An 18321-nucleotide genomic window follows, 5' to 3' on the forward strand; every position below is an offset into this window, starting at 1 on the left:
ACCAGGCGCCTGCGTCCAACCTCGTGTCCCCCGCCTTCCGGCCGGGGTCGGTGTCCGTGTCGCTCTGACCTGGAATAAGTTACGCGAAGGGAAACTGCTTGCCAAATCGCCAGGTCGCGGCGATTACGTCCCGAGTTACCGCTGGTCACGACCGGTGAGCCGGCCCGGATTCCTTTCCGGAACGATCAACCGGCGACTGTGACGCCGGACTCATCGCTACGAACCGGGATCGCTGTCGACCCTTTCGATCTGTCCGCCGAGGTCCTGGAGGATCTCGACGAAGCGGGGATACCCGCGGTCGATGTGGAACACGTCGTGCACTTCGGTCACCCCGTCGGCGACGAGCCCGGCGAGGACGAGGCCTGCGCCGGCCCGGATGTCCGACGACCACACCGGCGCGCTCGACAACTGCGCGATTCCCCGGATCACCGCGTGGTGGCCGTCCGTCCGGGCATCGGCGCCCAACCGGATCATCTCCTCGACGAAGCGGAACCGCGCCTCGAAGACGTTCTCGGTGATCATCGACGTTCCCTCCGCGACCGCGGCGAGGCCGATGGCCATCGGCTGCAGGTCGGTGGGGAAACCGGGATACGGCAGCGTCGCGAAGTTGACGGCGGTCGGCCGTGCCTCCTGGACTACCCGGAAGCCGTCGGATTCGGCCGTGACTTCGGCGCCGGCCACGCGAAGTTTGTCGAGGACCAGCGCGAGGTGCTTCGGGTTGACCCCGCGAACGCGCACGTCACCGCGGGTCATCGACGCGGCGATCCCCCATGTCGCTGCGACGATCCGGTCGCCGATGACACGGTGCGTCGTCGGCTCGAGTTTGGCGACGCCCTGGATCGTCAGGGTGGACGTGCCCGCGCCCCGGACCTTGGCGCCCATCTGATTCAGCATGTTGCACAGGTCGACGATCTCGGGTTCCCGCGCCGCGTTGTCGATCACCGTCTCGCCCTTGGCGAGCACGGCGGCCATCAAGATGTTTTCGGTGGCTCCCACGGACGGGAAGGCGAGCCGGATGTTCGCACCGTGCAGATCGTCGGCCTGGGCAACGACGCACCCGTGTTCGATGGTGCTGTGCGCGCCGAGCAACCGCAGCCCCGACTGGTGCATGTCGAGGGGCCGCGAACCGATGGCATCACCACCGGGCAGCGCCACCACCGCGCGCCTGCAGCGCGCGACCAACGGTCCCAGCACGCATACCGACGCGCGGAACTGGCGGACCGCCGCGAAATCGGCGTGGTGTTTGGGCTCGGCGGGTGTGGTGATCCGGACGACGGAGTCGTCGAGATCCACCTCGCACCCGAGGCCTCGCAGGACGTCGGCCATCAAGGGGACGTCCAGGATGTCCGGACAATTGGTGACGGTTGTGGTGCCCTCGGCCAACAGCGCCGCCGCCATCAGCTTGAGAACGCTGTTCTTCGCGCCCCCGACAGACACTTCACCTACGAGGCGGTTACCGCCGGTGACAAGGAAGCGTTCGCTCACAGAGCACAGCCTAGAGCCAGAGAGGCCGAACCCGGAGGCCGGTACCGTAACGCTATGGCCGTACACCTCACCAAGATCTACACCCGGACCGGCGACGACGGGACCACCGGACTCAGCGATTTCTCCCGTGTGTCGAAGAACGATCCGCGGCTGATTGCCTACGCCGACTGCGACGAAGCCAACGCCTCGATCGGTGTCGCGGTCGCGCTCGGCGCCCCTCCGGAGGAGATCCGATCGATCCTGCGGCAGATCCAGAACGACCTGTTCGACGCCGGCGCCGATCTCTCGACCCCGGTGGAGATCGAACCGAAGTACCCGCCGCTGCGCATCACCGCCGAGTACATCGATCGCCTCGAAGCGTGGTGCGACCAACTGAACGAGCGTCTGGAACCGCTGAACTCGTTCATTCTTCCCGGCGGAACCGCCCTGGGAGCTCTGCTGCATGTGGCGCGGACCGTGACCCGGCGCGCCGAACGGTCGGCGTGGGCCGCCGTCGATGCGAATCCCGAGAACACCAACGCACTGCCGGCGAAGTATCTCAACCGGCTGTCGGATCTGCTGTTCATCATGAGCAGGCTGGCGAACCCCGAGGGCGACGTGCTCTGGAAACCGGGAGCCGGCAAGGCCTGATCAGAGTCGGCGGCCGCGAACGGATCGGCCGGACGGTCGGGATTCGACCCAGGACAGGAACGCGGTCAGCGCTCCCCCGTCCAGTGCGATCTCGTACGAATTCCCGCGGTCCTTGACCGACAGGATGATGATCTCCTCGGACATGATGTCGAATTCGGAGCCCTCCGGGCTACGACGACCTGCGACTTCGATGCCCTGGCGCTCGATGCGCGAATCCGGGCCCGGACGCAAACTCGACAATTTGAAGAAGACGAGCGAACCCTCGCCGTAGCGGATGACACCGTGGCGCCACCCGGTGTCCCCCGGGGCGGGCGTCACCCGGAGGATCGCCGCGGTACCACCGCGGCGCAGTACTGCAAGCCGATACAGAAAGACCGCGACGAAGGCCGCGAGCAGCACAACCAGAATGATCAACACAGTCATTCCGATTGTCACTGTTCGTCGGCTCCGTCGCGGTCTTTCTCGAGCAGCCTAGGCGCGCTCTACGGCACGGATCCGGCCCTTGGCGACAGCAATCGCCTCGAGGTCGTCTCCGCTCTCTGCGAGCACGGCCTTGGCCGCTTCCACATCGATGTCCTCGGCCAAGTCGGCGGACTCGGCGAGGATGGTGACTGTCTTCGCGGTCACGGACAGGAAACCGCCGTGCACAGCAGCGACGATACGCTCACCGTCGGCCGTCGTGATCGCAACCACGCCGCCCTCGACCAGCTGTCCGAGAACCGGCTCATGCCCGGGCATGACACCGATCTCGCCTTCGGTCGTCTGCGCACTGACGAGAGTCGCCGAACCAGACCACAACCGTCGCTCCACGGCGACGAGTTCCACGGTCATCTCAGCCATCGTCGACTACTTCCCGGCGATCTTCTTGGCTGCAGCCTCGACGTCGTCGAGTCCACCGCAGCTGTTGAACGCCTGCTCGGGCAGGTGATCGAACTCGCCCTTGCAGATGCGGTCGAACGCCTCGATGGTGTCGCGGAGCGGCACCACGGAGCCGGGCTCACCGGTGAACTTCTCGGCGACGATGAAGTTCTGGCCGAGGAACTTCTGCAGACGACGGGCACGGCCGACGAGCACCTTGTCCTCTTCCTGCAGCTCGTCCATACCGAGGATGGCGATGATGTCCTGCAGTTCCTTGTACTTCTGCAGGATCCGCTTGACCTCGTTGGCGACCCGGAAGTGCTCGGCACCGACGATGCCGGGCTCCAGGATGCGGGAGGTGGACGTCAGCGGGTCCACAGCGGGGTAGATACCCATCTGCGAAATCGGACGCGACAGCTCGGTGGTGGCATCGAGGTGCGCGAACGTCGTGGCCGGCGCCGGGTCGGTGTAGTCGTCGGCGGGCACGTAGATCGCCTGCAGCGAGGTGATGGAGCGGCCTCGCGTCGAGGTGATGCGCTCCTGCAGCTCACCCATCTCGTCAGCCAGGGTCGGCTGGTAACCCACGGCCGAAGGCATACGACCGAGCAGGGTCGACACCTCGGAACCGGCCTGGGTGAAACGGAAGATGTTGTCGATGAACAGCAGCACGTCCTGGCCCTGGACATCGCGGAAGTACTCCGCCATGGTCAGCGCGGACAGGGCGACGCGCATACGCGTTCCCGGCGGCTCGTCCATCTGGCCGAAGACAAGGGCGGTGTCCTGGAGGACGCCCATCTCTTCCATCTCGAGGTGAAGGTCGGTGCCCTCACGGGTGCGCTCACCGACGCCTGCGAACACCGAGGTTCCGGAGAACTCGCGGGCGATACGGGTGATCATTTCCTGGATCAGAACGGTCTTGCCGACACCGGCACCACCGAACAGACCGATCTTTCCACCCTTGACGTACGGGGTGAGGAGGTCGATGACCTTGATACCGGTCTCGAGGATCTCCGTCTTGCCCTCGAGCTGGTCGAAGGCCGGTGGCTTGCGGTGGATGCCCCACTGCTCGCCGTCGCGACCCGTGCCGGGTGCGTCGAGGCAGTCGCCCAGTGCGTTGAACACGTGGCCCTTGACGACGTCACCGACGGGAACCGAGATCGGCTTGCCCGTGTCGGACACCGAGGTGCCACGGATCAGGCCGTCGGTGGGCTGCATCGAGACGGTGCGCACCAGGTTGTCGCCGAGGTGCTGCGCGACCTCGAGGGTCAGCGTCTTGGCGACCGAGGGGAGCGTGATCTCGGCGTGCAGGGCGTTGAACAGTTCAGGAATAGCGCCACGCGGGAATTCAACGTCCACGACGGGACCGATGACCCGCACGACGCGGCCGGCGACGGACGAGTCCGAGCCTGCCCCGTTGTTTTCGGTTACTGCTGCGGTCATTGCTTAGTCACTTCCTGCGCTCGAGGCGAGCGCATTCGCGCCGCCGACGATCTCGCTGATTTCCTGGGTGATCTGGGCCTGGCGAGCCTGGTTTGCCTGACGGCTCAACGTGTTCACCAGTTCGTTTGCGTTGTCCGTCGCCGCCTTCATGGCGGTACGACGGGCAGCCGACTCCGACGCCGCAGCATCCAGCAGCGAGGAGTAGATGCGGGTGCTGACGTACTTCGGCAGCAGGGCACCGAGCAACTTGTCAGGTTCCGGCTCGAAGTTGTATCCGGCGACCGGTTCCGAGTTGCTCGACCCGTGGCCGTTCGACAGCATGTCCTCGCCGAGTTCGACGTGCTCCTCGGAGACCATCACCTCGAGGGGAGCCATGCGACGCACCTCGGGTGACTGGGTCAGCATCGACACGAAACGGGTGTAGACGATGTGCAGCTCGTCGACGCCTTCGATGGTGCCCTCGCCGTTGGGCGCGGGAACCTCGGAGCCGGATCCGGCCATGAACAGGTCGACCAGGTGCCGGCTCGCCTTGGCGGCGTCGGAGTAGCCCGGATCCTGGGAGAACCCGGTCCACGCGCCACCCAAGTCGCGGCCACGGAACGTGTAGTACCCCAGACCCTTGGATCCGAGCACGTAGATGACCGGATCCTTGCCCTCGCTGCGCAGCAGCTGGAACAGCTCCTCGGCCTCCTTGAGGACGTTGGAGTTGTATCCACCGCACATACCGCGGTCGCTGGTGACGACCAGGACGGCAGCACGCTTGGGATCGGTGCGCTCGTTGAGCAGCGGATGGTCCAGCGAGGCGGACGCGCTTGCCAGCTCCGACAGAACCTTCGTGATTTCCTCGGCGTACGGCTTCGCCGCGGCGACCCGCGACTGTGCCTTGGTGATGCGCGAAGTCGCGATCAGCTCCTGGGCCTTGGTGATCTTCTTGGTCGAGTTGACCGACTTGATGCGAGACCTCAGTTCGAGAATGCTTGCCATCGATCGATCACTCTCCCTTCATGTTTCGCAGCATCATGGGCCGGCCGCTCACTTGCTGACGGTGGTGCGCTTGACGTTGATCTGCTCGTGGCCGACCTCGCCGGCGTCGAGAGCCTCGGCCTCCGCCTCGTTCACGACCCGGCTTCCGTCGGACGCGAGGAAGGTTTCCTTGAACTTGTCGGTGGCCTCGACCAGCGCCTTGGCGTTGTCGGCGTCGAGGGCCTTGCCGCCCTTGATGCTCTCGTACACGCCGGAAGCGGTGCGGTGCAGCTCGTCGAGCAGCTCGGCCTCGAAGCGGCGGACGTCACCGACGGGCACGCTGTCGAAGACGCCTTCACCGGCGAGGTAGATCGACACGATCTGGTCCTCGACGGGGATCGGGCTGTACTGATCCTGCTTGAGCAGCTCCACCAGGCGGGCACCACGCTCGAGCTGAGCCTTGGAGGCGGCGTCGAGGTCGGAGGCGAAGGCCGAGAACGCTTCGAGCTCACGGAACTGGGCCAGCTCCAGACGCAGCGAACCGGACACCTTCTTCATGCCCTTGGTCTGCGCGGCGCCACCGACACGGGACACCGAGATACCGACGTTGATGGCGGGGCGGACACCCTTGTTGAACAGGTCCGACTCGAGGAACACCTGACCGTCGGTGATGGAGATGACGTTGGTCGGGATGTAGGCCGAGACGTCGTTGGCCTTCGTCTCGATGATCGGCAGCGCGGTCAGCGAGCCTCCACCCAGGGCGTCGGACAGCTTGGCCGAACGCTCCAGCAGACGGGAGTGCAGGTAGAAGACGTCACCGGGGTACGCCTCGCGTCCCGGCGGGCGACGCAGCAGCAGCGAGATGGCGCGGTAGGCCTCGGCCTGCTTGGTCAGGTCGTCGAACACGACCAGGACGTGCTTGCCCTGGTACATCCAGTGCTGACCGATGGCGGAGCCGGTGTAGGGCGCGAGCCACTTGAAACCGGCGGAGTCGGAGGCCGGGGCGGCGACGATGGTGGTGTACTCCATCGCGCCCTGCTCCTCGAGGGCAGCCTTGACACCCGCGATGGTGGAACCCTTCTGGCCGATCGCGACGTAGATGCAGCGAACCTGCTGCTTCTCGTCGCCGGTCTCCCAGTTGGCCTTCTGGTTGAGGATCGCGTCGATGCAGACGGCGGTCTTGCCCGTCTTGCGGTCGCCGATGACGAGCTGACGCTGTCCGCGGCCGATCGGGGTCATCGCGTCGATGGCCTTGATGCCGGTCTGCAGCGGCTCCTCGACGGGCTGACGCTCGAGCACCGAGGCAGCCTGCAGCTCGAGGGCGCGGGTCTCGCTGCTCTCGATCTCGCCCAGGCCGTCGATCGGCTGGCCGAGCGGGTTGATGACGCGGCCGAGGAAGGCGTCGCCGACGGGAACCGACAGCACGTCGCCGGTCCGCTTGACTTCCTGGCCTTCCTGGATGTTCTCGTAATCGCCCAGGATGACGGCACCGATCTCGGTGGCATCCAAGTTGAGCGCGACGCCCAGAATTCCGCCGGGGAACTCCAGCAGTTCGTTGGCCATCGCCGAAGGCAGGCCACTGACGTGCGCGATGCCGTCGCTGGTGTCGGTCACGACACCGACCTCTTCGCGGGAGGCCTCCGGGGAGTAGCTCGCGGTGTAGTTCTCGATCGCGCTACGGATCTCGTCGGAGGAGATCGTCAGCTCCGCCATGTTTTTCCTGCTCTCGGTGTCTGGTCTTCGAAAAGATCTGGGGTATGGGGTTCGGTTGCGGACTACTTGAGGGACTTCCGCAGCGCTGCGAGACGTCCCGCTCCGCTGCCGTCGATCACCTCGTCGCCCACCCGGACGACCAAGCCGCTGAGGAGTTCAGGATCGACCTCCACGTGAACCGTCACCGGCTTCCCGTAGGTACGGGTGAGGGTGGCGGTCAGCCGATCCGACTGCTCACTGGACAGCGGGGCAGCGCTGCGCACCTTGGCGACAACGGCCTTTCGCTGTGCTGCTGCCAGATTCGACAGTTCGTCGAAAGCGTCCGCGGGTGCGGAGTTCTTCAACCGGCCCACTGTCTGGGTCGCCAGTGCTTCGGCGACGGCCGTGACCTTGCCGTACAGCAGCTTGGACAGCAGTTCACGCTTGCCCTTCGCCGATACGGAACGGTCGGACAGTGCCTGCTCGAGCTCCGGGTCACCGGCCACGATGCGGCCGAGGCGGAAGAGTTCGTCCTCGACGGCGTCGAGCTGCTGCTGATCGGCCGCTGCCTGGAGCAGCGATTCCCGACCGAGGAGCACCAGCGAGTTGAGCAGATCGGAGGTAGCGGACCAGTCCTGGCCCACCGCCACCTTCAGGACGGCGAGGGTGTCGGCGGAGACCTTGTTGCCGAACACGCGCTCGGCCAGACCTTCGCGAACGCTCCCGGGCGTCGAGGTGTCCGACAGGGCACTCCGGAGAGTGCGCTGTTCGTCCAGGATCTCGACGACCGAGAACAGCTCGGCCCCGATCTGGGCCGCGGCCGCTGTGGCTGCTCCGGCAGAGACGGATCCCAAGGCCGAAGACAACGCAGCACGGGTCTGCGTCAAGGCCTCACGGCTCGCTGCGTACATGGTGCTCACTTCCCTGCTGCGGAATTTGCGCCGATGGAGTCGAGCTCGTTCAGGAATCGATCGACCGTGCCTGCCCGCTTCACGTCATCGGCGAGGGACTCACCGATGAGCTTCTCGGCGAGGTCGACCGCGGTGCGGCCGAGATCGCCGCGCAGTTCGGTGACGATCTGCTGGCGCTGCGCAACCAGCTGGTTGTTGCCGGCGGCCACGATGCGGTCGCTTTCTTCCTGAGCCTGTGCCTTCATTTCGGCAATGATCTGCTGCCCCTGGGTGCGCGCGTCCTCACGGATCTGCGCAGCCTCGGTGCGGGCTTCGGCGAGCTGGGCGCGGTACTGCTCGAGCGCCGCCTTCGCCTCGGCCTGGGCCTCTTCGGCCCGCTTGATGCCGCCGTCGATCTGCTCGGTTCGCTCGGCAAGGACCTTCTGGAACATCGGAAGGACGTACTTCCAGAAGACGAAACCAACGATGACCAGGCAGACGATCGACCAAACGATGTCATACGTCGCGGGGAGGAGAGGGTTGTGGCTCTCTTCCTCTGCCGCGAGCAATGCGATGTTGGCTGCCATGTGACGGTCTTAGAAAATGAAGCCGGCGACGAGGCCGATCAGCGCGAGGGCTTCGGTGAAGGCGATACCGAGGAACATCGTGGTACGAACCTGGCCGGCCATCTCGGGCTGGCGAACCATGCCCTCGATCGCCTTGCCCACAACGATGCCCACGCCGATGCCCGGGCCGATCGCGGCGAGGCCGTAGCCGATGGCTCCGAAGCCCTTGGCCGTGGTGGTGGTCTCGACCGCTCCCTGTGCGAGGTACGCGAGGCTCATGGTGTTCCGTTCCCTTTCTGTTGACCTCCGCCGGATTCGGCGGGAGGCTCAGTTCTGGTGTAGCTGGTCGTGAAACTTGTGGTGCTAGTGCGAATCCGCGTGCAGCGCCAGATCGATGTACACCGACGTGAGCAGCGCGAAGACGTAGGCCTGCAGGAAGATCACCAGCAGTTCGAAGAAGGTGAATGCGATGCCGGCGGCAAGCGAGGCCACACCGAACACTGCCTGGAAGCCACCTGAGATGAAGAAGAAGTACTGGGTGGCGCTGAAGAACAGCACCAGCAGGATGTGGCCGGCCAGCATGTTGGCCATGAGACGAACCATGAGCGTGAACGGCCGGAGGACGAACGTCGAGATGAACTCGATCGGCACGAGCAGGAAGTGCAGCGGAAGCGGAACACCCGGGACCACGATGCTGCTCTTCACGTACTTGAAGAAGCCGTACTTCTTGATGCCGACGTAGTTGAACACGATGTACGCGAGGGCGGCGAGCACGAGCGGCATGCCGATACGCGCGTTCGGCGAGATGTTGATGAAGGGAATGATGCTGCCGAGGTTGCTGGCGAGCACCAGGAAGAAGATTGTGGTGATGACCGGCAGGAAGCGCTTGCCCTGCTCCTTGCCGAGAATCTCTTCCGCGATGTTGATCCGGACGAAGTCGAGCGCGATCTCGCCGATGTTCTGGACACCGCGCGGAATGAGCTTCGGGCTGCGCATCGCGATGACGAAGAAGAGCATCATCAGTGCGGACAGCAGGATGCGAACCAGCATCAGGCGGTCGAGTTCGAACGGAGTCCCTTCGAACAGGACCGCGGGCGGGAAGAAGTCGTTCAGGGAAGGCGCGTGGAATTCTTCCGCGGCCACGTTGATGACGCTCAGCGTTCTCTCCCGTAGTCGGTCCGCAGCCTTCGTTGACTGCGGTTCGATCGGACATTGACGATCAAACAAGTCGACAAGCGCGACTCGCGTATTCGTCAGCTGCTGTGGACTGTTCGGGTCCAGCGTCTGTCGGTGTCGGCGACTCCCGTCGACTCGGCGGCCCTGAAAGTGCGGCCACCTACAAGCATGCAATACCGGCGAGTAACTGACTCGCACTCTCATTGCTCTCGCTTGACCCAGACCTTAGCAAGTCATCTACGACGTTGTGTAGACGGGGTCGGGGTCGATTCAATTTTACTACATCTCGTAGTACTACTTATCGTCCGAATCCGGTGAGCCGGGATCGTTCGACGGCGTCGGCTCGACGTACGGAGCCTTGACTCCCAGCACCCCGAACGTCTCCGCTCCCAGCACGATCACCAGCGACAGCACCATGACCAGCACCAATGCGGTCTTGTCGTAGAAGTCGAGCGGCTTGAGGACGGCCAGGACCGTGATCGCGAGGATCATCTTCAACAACCACGTACCGAGCAGTACCGCTCCCGCCGTCAGGGCCGGAAGCTTCGCGGTGAACAGCACACCCAGTGCGGTACACAGGATGAACCCTCCCCCGACGGCAGCTCCCAGCAGCGCGCCGTAGAGACCGGGCTTGCCCGCGACGAGATACGCGACGATCGAGCCGACCACCGCCAGCACGACCAGACCGAGAACTCCGTAGCGGACGGCAGCCCGCAACGACGCAGTGTGATCGGGGACGGAGGCAGGGGTGAACGTCACGGTCGCCAAGGGTAGTGGATCGTCATCGGTCCATCGCAACCCTCCGGTCAGCCCCGACGGTCGTGCTGCTGCCCGCGGATCGACGGGACGGCCGTGACGACCAGGGCGAACACGAGGCCTCCCGCCACCAGGAGCACCACGACACGACGATCGAACAGCGCCGATCCGACCGCCCCGAACGCCAGGACACCAACCCACAAGTAGATGAGCAGCACGACGCGACGATGCGAGTGGCCGATCTGCAGGAGTCGGTGATGAAGGTGCATCTTGTCGGGGCTGAACGGGCTCACCCCCGCACGGGTACGCCGGACCACGGCGAGCAGCAGATCGAGGATCGGAATGAACATGACGGCGCCGACGAGGAGCAGCGGCGACAGCAGACCGAGCAGGTCGCGCGTGCCGTACGCGGTGAGCGGGATGCGTCCGGACGCGCTGGTGGAGATGGCCGCCAGCATCAGCCCGATCAGCATCGAACCGGAGTCGCCCATGAAGATCTTGGCGGGCTGGAAATTGTGCGGCAGGAATCCGAGGCACGCACCTGCCAGCGCCGCCGCGATCAGTGCGGGCGGATAGGCGCTCACGTCGCCGCCCTGATCGTGCAGAAGTCCGACCGAGAAGACGCAGATGGCGAGCGAGGAGATCAGGCCGAGGCCGGCGGCGAGACCGTCGAGGCCGTCGACGAAGTTCATGGCGTTCACCATCACGACCGCGACACCCACGGTGACGAGACCGGCCTGAAGCTGATCGAGGATGACGGTGCTGCCGTCGCCGAACGGCATGTAGATGATGAACCAGCTCACGCCCATCACGACGAGGATGCCCGCTGCCGTGACCTGGCCGACGAACTTCGTGAGCGCGTCCAGGCCCCACCGGTCGTCGACCACCCCCACCAGCACGATCACGAACCCGGAGACCACTGCCGCGGGAATGTCGGAGGTGAACTCGAATCCCCTGGTGAGCGCCGGAAGCTGTTGCGCGAACAGCAGTGCGACGAGCATGCCGAGATACATGCCGACGCCGCCGAGCCGGGGCGTCGGCGTGACGTGGACGTCGCGGTCCCGCGGCACCGCGACCGCGCCGAATCTGAGCGCGAAGAGGCGGACCGCACCGGTGGCCAAATAGGTGACCACCGCCGCGGTGAACAGCACGAGCAGGAGTTCGCGCAGCGGGACACCCGCGCCGCCGCCTGCTTGAGCCAGCGCCACGCCGGCCGATTCGGCAGCAATCACTGGGCGGACAGGCTCTCCGCCGTCACTCCGAGCACGTCGGCGACGTCGCCGGTGGGCACCGCGCCCGCACGCAGGATCCGGGGAGCCACGCCGGTGAGGTCGACGATCGTCGAGGCCTGACCCTGCTCCGCCCGACCGCCGTCGAGGTACACGCTGGCAGATCCGCCGAGTTGCTCGCGCGCTTCCTCGACCGTCGTGGCGGGCGGGCGCCCGGAGACGTTTGCACTCGATACCGCAAGCGGTCCGACTTCACGCAGCAGTTCGAGCGCGACCGGGTGCAGCGGCATCCGCAGCATCACCGTCCCGCGGGTGTCGCCGAGATCCCAGGCCAGCGAAGGTGCTTGTTCCACAACGAGACTCAGGCCACCGGGCCAGAATGCGCGGATGAGGTCACGTGCCTGCGGCCGCACGCTGTACACGAGGCCGTCGATCGTGTTCCACGAGCCGACGAGCACCGGAACCGGCATGTCGCGACCGCGCCCCTTGGCACGCAGCAGGGCGGCGACGGCCTCGCCGTCGAACGCGTCCGCGCCGATTCCGTACAGCGTGTCGGTGGGGAGAACGACGAGCCGTCCGGCCTTCAGTGCATTCTTGGCCGCACTCATTCCGGCGAAGCGGGAATCGGGGAGGCCACAGTCGTAAACGGTACTCACCCGCCCATTCTTTCACCCTCGCCGACGGCGCCTGCACGCTGCGCCTCGATATCGGTGGCGACGCGCCGGGCGACGACGAAGCGCGGCTTGCCTGCGAGGTCGGGGTGCTCGGCCACCTCACCGAACACGCGGCGGGATGCGAACAGGGCCGCCACATCGGACCCGTTGGTGTCGTCGTGTTCGATTCCGACCGCTCCCCCGATCCGCAGCCAGCGCGCGACGTTCGAGATCATCGGCTTGATCACGGACAGCCCGTCCGGTCCGGCGAACAGTGCGCTGTGCGGATCGTGATCGGCCACCTCGGGCTCGAGTTCGACGCCTTCCGGGATGTACGGCGGGTTCGACACGATCAGGTCGACGCCGCCCTCCAACGCGGCCAGCAGCGTGCGGTCGGTGACGTCACCCTGGTACAACCGGATCGGCGTGTCGCCGGCCTGTTCGCGGGCGTCGGCGTTGCGCCGGGCCCACGCGAGGGCATGCGGTTCGAGCTCGACCGCGTGGACGACCGCGTCGGGGCGGGCATTGGCGATCGCGAGCGCCAGAGCACCCGACCCGGTGCACAGGTCGAGGACGACAGGTGGGTGCTGATCACAACTTCCGAGGAACGCCAGCGCCCATCCGAGCAGCAGTTCCGTCTCGGGACGGGGCACGAACACGCCGGGGCCGACCTCGATGTCGATGTCACCCATCGCGGCGGTACCGAGGATGTACTGCAACGGAATCCGCTTGGCGCGCTGGTCGACCATCTTCTTGTAGGCGTCGATCACCGACTCGTCGACGAGCGGGACCAGACCGAGCCGGGTGCGCTCGACCCCCAGCAGGTGTGCTGCGAGCAATTCGGCATCCGCACGGGAGCTGCGCACCCCGGCCTCGTCGAGTTGCGCGGTTGCGTCGATCAGGGCCAGGCGAAGAGGAAGGCGACTCACAGGTACAGAGTGCCACGCGACCCGGCGGCCGGCGCGCAGCCCCGGCCCTGCGGTTACTCCGCGGCGAGCCTCGCCTCACGGTCCGACTTGCCCAGGGCGTCGAGCAGGGCGTCGAGTTCGCCGTCGAGGACGGCGTCGAGGTTGTGGGACTTGAAGCCGATCCGGTGATCCGTGATCCGGTTCTCCGGGAAGTTGTAGGTGCGGATGCGCTCGGAGCGGTCGACGGTGCGCACCTGGCTCTGCCGCCCGGCCGACGCCTCGGCATCCGCCGCCTCCTCGGCCGCGGCCTGCAGGCGGGCAGCGAGGACCTGCATGGCGCGGGCCTTGTTCTGCAGCTGTGAGCGTTCGTTCTGACAGGTCACGACGATGCCGGTGGGCAGATGCGTGATGCGGACCGCGGAGTCGGTGGTGTTGACACCCTGACCGCCCTTGCCCGACGAGCGGTAGACGTCGATGCGCAGATCGGTCTCGTCGATCTGTACCTCCTCCACCTCCTCCGGCTCGGGGTAGATGAGGACACCGGCCGCGGAAGTGTGGACGCGTCCCTGCGATTCCGTGACGGGCACCCGCTGCACCCGGTGGACGCCGCCCTCGAACTTCAGTCGCGCCCAGACCCCGTCACGCACATCGCCCTTCGACTTGATCGACAGCGTCGCATCCTTGTATCCACCGAGGTCGGACACGGTCGCGTCGAGGATCTCGACCCGCCAGCCGTGACGTTCGGCGTAGCGCACATACATCCGGGCCAGGTCGGACGCGAAGAGTGCGGATTCCTCGCCGCCCTCCCCCGACTTCACCTCGAGCACCACGTCGTCACCGTCGTGGGGGTCGCGGGGTGCGAGCAGATCGGTGAGGGTCTTGTCGAGCTCGAGCACCTGAGCCTCGAGGTCGGGCACCTCGGCGGCGAAGCTGGAGTCGTCGGCGGCGAGTTCGCGGGCCGCGTCGAGATCGTCCTGCGCCGACTTCAGCTTGGTGTACGTCGCCATGATGGGCGCGAGCTCGGCGAATCGCTTACCCGCCCTGCGGGCCGCGGAAGCGTCGTTGTGCAGGGCCGGGTCCGCCAACTGCTGCTCCAGGCCGGCGTGTTCGGCCAGGATGTCGTCGATGGCCGAAGGCTGGGTGGTCCCTGCCATGATTCGCTCCGCTCTGCGTTCGTTCGGGAATGGGCACAAAAAAGCCGACGCCCGGCCTGCAATTATCGCAGGACGGGCGTCGGCGGAACAGCTAGGACTCTGCAGATTCCTTGGCTGCGCCCTTGCCGGCGCGCTTGCCGTAGCGAGCCTCGAAGCGGGCGACACGTCCACCGGTGTCGAGGATCTTCTGCTTGCCGGTGTAGAACGGGTGGCACTGCGAGCAGACCTCGACGTTGATACGCCCGGTCTCCTTGGTGCTGTGGGTCTCGAAAGTGTTTCCGCAACCACAAACCACGGTGGTGGCCACGTAATTGGGGTGAATACCTGACTTCATGGTGTCCCTTTCAATGGTCGCCGGGTCGCCTTCGCCGTTCGAAGACGTGAACCGGAACCGGACTCAGCCGCTCAGTATGCCAGATCGCGTGTTCGTGATCCCAATCGGCATTTCTGCTTGCGGTGTGGTCAACGCGGGCGGTCCGCGTTTTGTTCCACGGGATTTCTCGGGAGCATTTCTCGGGAAAGACAACGGGGCCCGGCGACCGTGGTCGCCGGGCCCCGTTCAGGGTCGAATCAGTCGTCGATCGCGCCCGGAGCAGTCTTCGATACCTGCATGAGGAATTCGAGGTTGCTCTTGCTCTTCTTGAGCCGGTCGATCAGCAGATCGATGGCCTGGTGCGAATCGAGACCCGACAGCACGCGGCGCAGCTTGTGCAGTACCGCGGCCTCGTCCGGGCTGAGCAGCAGCTCGTCCTTACGGGTACCCGACGGGTTCACGTCCACGGCCGGGAACACGCGCCGCTCCGCGATCTTGCGGTCGAGCTTCAGCTCGGCGTTACCGGTGCCCTTGAACTCCTCGAAGATCACGGTGTCGCCGGTGGAACCGGTCTCGACCATGGCCGTCGCGATGATCGTGAGTGAACCGCCGTTCTCGATGTTGCGCGCTGCACCGAGGAAACGCTTCGGCGGGTAGAGCGCGGTCGAGTCGACACCACCGGACAGGATGCGTCCCGACGCCGGCGACGAGTTGTTGTACGCGCGGCCGAGGCGGGTGATCGAGTCGAGGAGGACGACGACGTCCTTACCCGCCTCCACCAGCCGCTTCGCACGCTCGATGGCGAGCTCGGCGACCGAGGTGTGGTCTCCCGGCGGGCGGTCGAAGGTCGAGGAGATGACCTCGCCCTTCACCGACCGCTGCATGTCGGTGACCTCTTCGGGACGCTCGTCGACGAGGACGACCATGAGGTAGCACTCGGGGTTGTTCGTCGCGATCGCGTTGGCGATGGCCTGCAGAACGCTGGTCTTACCGGCCTTCGGCGGGCTCACGATCAGCGCGCGCTGGCCCTTGCCGATCGGCATCACCAGGTCGATGACACGCGTGGTCAGGATGTTCGGCGTCGTCTCCAGGCGCAGCCGCTGATTCGGGTACAGCGGCGTGAGCTTGCCGAACTCGGGGCGCTTCTTGGCCGCTTCCACGTCGCCACCGTTGACGGTGTCGATGCGGACCAGCGGATTGAACTTCTGCCGCTGGTTGCCCTGGTCACCCTCACGTCCCACCCGGACGGCGCCGGTGATGGCGTCGCCGCGACGGAGACCGTTCTTGCGGATCAGGTTCATCGACACGTAGACGTCGTTCGGTCCGGCCAGGTAGCCGGAGGTCCGCACGAACGCGTAGTTGTCGAGGACGTCCAGGATGCCCGCGACCGGCTGCAGGACGTCGTCCTCGCGGATCTCGGTCTCGCGGGCGTCACCGCCTCCGCCTTCGCCGCGGTCACGTCCACGTCGGCGCTCGCGGAAGCGGCGTCCGCGGCGTCCGCGACCGCCTTCCTCGTCGTCGCCGGGACGGTTGTCGTTGTTCCGCGGGCCGTTGCCGCCCTGGCCACGCTCACCGCGGGTGTCGCCGCGATCACCACGGTCGCCGCGTTCGCTGCGGTCACCACGGTTGTCGCCGCGGTCACCACGGTTGTCGCGGTCGCCGCCGCGCTCGCGTCGAGTGCGGTCACCGCCCTGTTCGCCGGCGCCGTCCTGCTGCTTGACGGGCTTTTCGGCGGAATCCTGGCGGTCTTCGGTCTGCTGCGTGTCGGTGGCCGTCGCCGGTGCAGTGTCCTGGGCGTTGCCGCCCTGGTCACCCTGCTCGGGTGCGCCTGCACGACGTGCGGATCCGCGGCGCTGACGCCCACGGCGCCCGCCCTCTGCGGTGTCGGCGTCGGCGGCTGCGCCGTCGGCCGTCGCGGTTTCGGTCGTCTTGGGCTCGGCGGCCTTCTCGGTGGTCTCCGGCTGCGGGGTCACTTCGAGTTCGGTCTGCGCCGACTGTTCGCGCTTCGCGCGCGTTGCCCGGGTGCGGGGAGCGGCTTCGGTCGCGGTGGCAGCCGGGGCCGCGGAGCCGCCCTGACGCTCCTTGATCGCGGCGATCAGGTCGCCCTTGCGCATCCCCGAGATGCCCTTGATGCCCAGCTCACCAGCGAGGGTGCGGAGCTCGGTGAGCACCATTCCGGACAGCCCGGCACCCCGGCGCGCCTCGGCGCGCTTGGTGGAGGCCGTCACGGCACCGGTCGATGACGCCTGTGAAGAGTCGCCTGCCTGCGCGCCAACGGTATCCACCGAGGAGGCGCGCACAGGAGCGGCGATGAGGTCCGTATCGGTCACGGAGGTCCTTTCCTTCCCTCACTCGCGCTGCGCTGAGTCGAGGGTTCGTCCCGTAATCCGGTGTCGATACCGAATTCGGATGTGCCGTACGTAGTTGCATGTGAAGAACTGCCGGCTTGCCCGCCATCACATCACCTTTGAAACAGGCGCGTACTCGCAATCCCTACACGACAGAAAGTGCGGAGGATCGTGCCAGGAGCCGTCAACCCCGATTGACCTGGAGTAATTGCCCTGGTGAAGCACCGGCGTCTGATGCGCACGATGTACGGACAATGCCCAGGATAGCTGTGAACGCCCGTAGGGGCAAGGAGACGCCCCTACGGCGTGTCAGCTGGTCCGGACGCCGTCCGCGACGGCCAGTTCGAGCACCTGCAACCCCTCGGCCTCCGCCTGCGCTCGAAGATCCACGGGGAAAGGGTCCGTGGTCAATGCGAGCACTGTCGGTCCCGCTCCCGAGACGGTGGCGGCGATCCCCGCCTTCCGGAGGATCGCGATCCATCGCGTCGTCAACGGAAGAGCGGGAGCGCGCTGCGTCTGGTGCAGCCGGTCCTCGGTGGCCGCCATCAGGAGGTCGGGACGCTCTGTGAGCGCCACCACAGCGAGGGCGCCTCGACTGACGTTGAACGCGGCGTCCCGGTGGGGAACGGTCTCCGGCAACAGACCCCGCGTGTGAGCGGTTGACGAGCGCTCCCCCGGCACCAGTGCGACGACGCGGATCGAGGGGTGCACCGTCAGCGCGACGGCAGAGTAGATGTCGGTGGCAGCCGTCGTTCCGTCGGCCTGCTCGCCGGCACAGCTCCACGATACGACGGCGCCGCCGAGCACGCTGGCGGAGGCGTTGTCGGGGTGACCCTCGAATTCCGACGACAGCTGGACGAGCTGATCGAGCGACAGCGCCAGTTCCGGGTCCAGCTTGGTCGCCAGCCCGTTGGCGGCCGCCAGACCCCCGACGACGGCGGACGCGGAGGAACCCAGACCGCGCGAATGGGGTATCGCATTGCGGCACACCACATCCAGGCCCTCGGCCCACACCCCGGCCGATTCCAGGCCGCGTTCGATCGCCCGGACCACGAGATGGGACGGACCCCACGGCACGTCGTCGGCACCCTCGCCCTCGACCCGGATCTTCAGCCCCGAACCCGTCGTGGTCACGGTGATCTCGTCGTACAGACCGAGCGCGATGCCCAGCGTGTCGAATCCCGGGCCGAGGTTGGCGCTCGACGCAGGCACGCGGGCGGTCACGGTGAGTCCCGTGGGGAGGGTCTGTGTCATATCAGC

The 18321-nt window shown here is 66.3% G+C and carries 19 protein-coding genes; 1 reads left to right on the top strand and 18 read right to left on the bottom strand.

The genetic code is table 11. The features are described 5' to 3' along the window. Positions 1-216: 216 nt before the first annotated feature. The gene (gene murA, locus ACFTWF_RS17020) at positions 217-1485 is read right to left on the bottom strand and encodes a UDP-N-acetylglucosamine 1-carboxyvinyltransferase (RefSeq protein WP_378462377.1); all 1269 of its coding nucleotides are present in this window, start codon (positions 1483-1485) and stop codon (positions 217-219) included. Positions 1486-1539: 54 nt separating this feature from the next. Between murA and ACFTWF_RS17025 the strand changes: the two genes are divergently transcribed. Next, entirely contained in the window at positions 1540-2115 is a 576-nt protein-coding gene (locus ACFTWF_RS17025; protein ID WP_378462378.1) for a cob(I)yrinic acid a,c-diamide adenosyltransferase, read from the top strand. Here ACFTWF_RS17025 and ACFTWF_RS17030 read toward each other — a convergent pair whose 3' ends face one another. The 17 genes from ACFTWF_RS17030 to thrB form a co-directional block, all read right to left on the bottom strand. Next, positions 2116-2538 carry a DUF2550 domain-containing protein gene (locus ACFTWF_RS17030; RefSeq protein WP_185724739.1) on the bottom strand — a complete coding sequence of 141 codons (423 nt, stop codon included), beginning with the start codon at positions 2536-2538 and terminating at the stop codon, positions 2116-2118. Positions 2539-2586: 48 nt separating this feature from the next. Then, on the bottom strand, positions 2587-2955 hold the full coding sequence (locus ACFTWF_RS17035) for a F0F1 ATP synthase subunit epsilon (protein WP_378462379.1): 369 nt from the start codon (positions 2953-2955) through the stop codon (positions 2587-2589). Positions 2956-2961: 6 nt separating this feature from the next. Continuing rightward, positions 2962-4413 carry a F0F1 ATP synthase subunit beta gene (gene atpD / locus ACFTWF_RS17040; protein ID WP_012688407.1) on the bottom strand — a complete coding sequence of 484 codons (1452 nt, stop codon included), beginning with the start codon at positions 4411-4413 and terminating at the stop codon, positions 2962-2964. Positions 4414-4416: 3 nt separating this feature from the next. Continuing rightward, positions 4417-5397: a F0F1 ATP synthase subunit gamma gene (locus ACFTWF_RS17045; RefSeq protein WP_185724740.1), complete on the bottom strand. Its 981-nt coding sequence runs from the start codon at positions 5395-5397 to the stop codon at positions 4417-4419. A 48-nt stretch (positions 5398-5445) separates the two neighbouring features. Continuing rightward, positions 5446-7089 carry a F0F1 ATP synthase subunit alpha gene (gene atpA / locus ACFTWF_RS17050; RefSeq protein WP_185724741.1) on the bottom strand — a complete coding sequence of 548 codons (1644 nt, stop codon included), beginning with the start codon at positions 7087-7089 and terminating at the stop codon, positions 5446-5448. Between the two features lie 62 nt (positions 7090-7151). After that, a complete protein-coding gene (locus tag ACFTWF_RS17055; RefSeq protein ID WP_378462380.1) occupies positions 7152-7979 on the bottom strand; it encodes a F0F1 ATP synthase subunit delta in 828 nt (275 codons plus the stop codon). Between the two features lie 5 nt (positions 7980-7984). Continuing rightward, the gene (locus ACFTWF_RS17060) at positions 7985-8545 is read right to left on the bottom strand and encodes a F0F1 ATP synthase subunit B (protein WP_072946127.1); all 561 of its coding nucleotides are present in this window, start codon (positions 8543-8545) and stop codon (positions 7985-7987) included. 9 nt (positions 8546-8554) lie between these two features. Beyond that, the gene (locus tag ACFTWF_RS17065; RefSeq protein WP_007300050.1) at positions 8555-8803 is read right to left on the bottom strand and encodes an ATP synthase F0 subunit C; all 249 of its coding nucleotides are present in this window, start codon (positions 8801-8803) and stop codon (positions 8555-8557) included. 84 nt (positions 8804-8887) lie between these two features. After that, positions 8888-9673: a F0F1 ATP synthase subunit A gene (gene atpB, locus ACFTWF_RS17070; RefSeq protein WP_378462633.1), complete on the bottom strand. Its 786-nt coding sequence runs from the start codon at positions 9671-9673 to the stop codon at positions 8888-8890. 321 nt (positions 9674-9994) lie between these two features. After that, positions 9995-10468, bottom strand: coding sequence for a hypothetical protein (locus ACFTWF_RS17075; RefSeq protein WP_378462381.1), 474 nt, complete (start codon positions 10466-10468; stop codon positions 9995-9997). A gap of 38 nt (positions 10469-10506) precedes the next feature. Further along, complete coding sequence (locus ACFTWF_RS17080) at positions 10507-11688, bottom strand: glycosyltransferase family 4 protein (RefSeq protein ID WP_185724746.1); 1182 nt, start codon at positions 11686-11688, stop codon at positions 10507-10509. Further along, positions 11685-12341, bottom strand: a complete 657-nt coding sequence (locus tag ACFTWF_RS17085; protein WP_378462382.1) for an L-threonylcarbamoyladenylate synthase — start codon at positions 12339-12341, stop codon at positions 11685-11687. Before ACFTWF_RS17085 ends, ACFTWF_RS17080 begins: the two co-directional genes overlap by 4 nt. Further along, complete coding sequence (prmC, locus tag ACFTWF_RS17090) at positions 12338-13267, bottom strand: peptide chain release factor N(5)-glutamine methyltransferase (protein ID WP_378462383.1); 930 nt, start codon at positions 13265-13267, stop codon at positions 12338-12340. The genes ACFTWF_RS17085 and prmC overlap by 4 nt, the downstream gene beginning before the upstream one ends. Positions 13268-13320: 53 nt before the next feature. Next, positions 13321-14400 (bottom strand): peptide chain release factor 1, encoded by a 1080-nt coding sequence (prfA, locus tag ACFTWF_RS17095; RefSeq protein WP_378462384.1) that lies wholly within the window; start codon positions 14398-14400, stop codon positions 13321-13323. Between the two features lie 91 nt (positions 14401-14491). After that, positions 14492-14734: a 50S ribosomal protein L31 gene (gene rpmE / locus ACFTWF_RS17100; protein ID WP_005252948.1), complete on the bottom strand. Its 243-nt coding sequence runs from the start codon at positions 14732-14734 to the stop codon at positions 14492-14494. A 236-nt stretch (positions 14735-14970) separates the two neighbouring features. Further along, positions 14971-17043, bottom strand: coding sequence for a transcription termination factor Rho (rho, locus tag ACFTWF_RS17105; protein WP_378462385.1), 2073 nt, complete (start codon positions 17041-17043; stop codon positions 14971-14973). A 327-nt stretch (positions 17044-17370) separates the two neighbouring features. Next, positions 17371-18315: a homoserine kinase gene (gene thrB, locus ACFTWF_RS17110; protein ID WP_378462386.1), complete on the bottom strand. Its 945-nt coding sequence runs from the start codon at positions 18313-18315 to the stop codon at positions 17371-17373. Between the last annotated feature and the right edge of the window lie 6 nt (positions 18316-18321).

The sequence above is a fragment of the Rhodococcus sp. NPDC056960 genome, assembly GCF_042674125.1.
In the GTDB taxonomy this organism is placed as follows: Bacteria; Actinomycetota; Actinomycetes; order Mycobacteriales; family Mycobacteriaceae; genus Rhodococcus_F.

Excerpts from the sequence above, each read along its gene's own strand:
- ACFTWF_RS17055 (WP_378462380.1), bottom strand. The coding sequence starts at position 7,979 with ATGTACGCAGCGAGCCGTGAGGCCTTGACGCAGACCCGTGCTGCGTTG.
- rpmE (WP_005252948.1), bottom strand. The coding sequence starts at position 14,734 with ATGAAGTCAGGTATTCACCCCAATTACGTGGCCACCACCGTGGTTTGT.
- ACFTWF_RS17035 (WP_378462379.1), bottom strand. The coding sequence starts at position 2,955 with ATGGCTGAGATGACCGTGGAACTCGTCGCCGTGGAGCGACGGTTGTGG.
- ACFTWF_RS17025 (WP_378462378.1), top strand. The coding sequence starts at position 1,540 with ATGGCCGTACACCTCACCAAGATCTACACCCGGACCGGCGACGACGGG.
- ACFTWF_RS17045 (WP_185724740.1), bottom strand. The coding sequence starts at position 5,397 with ATGGCAAGCATTCTCGAACTGAGGTCTCGCATCAAGTCGGTCAACTCG.
- atpA (WP_185724741.1), bottom strand. The coding sequence starts at position 7,089 with ATGGCGGAGCTGACGATCTCCTCCGACGAGATCCGTAGCGCGATCGAG.
- thrB (WP_378462386.1), bottom strand. The coding sequence starts at position 18,315 with ATGACACAGACCCTCCCCACGGGACTCACCGTGACCGCCCGCGTGCCT.
- ACFTWF_RS17065 (WP_007300050.1), bottom strand. The coding sequence starts at position 8,803 with ATGAGCCTCGCGTACCTCGCACAGGGAGCGGTCGAGACCACCACCACG.
- ACFTWF_RS17060 (WP_072946127.1), bottom strand. The coding sequence starts at position 8,545 with ATGGCAGCCAACATCGCATTGCTCGCGGCAGAGGAAGAGAGCCACAAC.
- atpD (WP_012688407.1), bottom strand. The coding sequence starts at position 4,413 with ATGACCGCAGCAGTAACCGAAAACAACGGGGCAGGCTCGGACTCGTCC.
- ACFTWF_RS17030 (WP_185724739.1), bottom strand. The coding sequence starts at position 2,538 with ATGACTGTGTTGATCATTCTGGTTGTGCTGCTCGCGGCCTTCGTCGCG.
- prfA (WP_378462384.1), bottom strand. The coding sequence starts at position 14,400 with ATGGCAGGGACCACCCAGCCTTCGGCCATCGACGACATCCTGGCCGAA.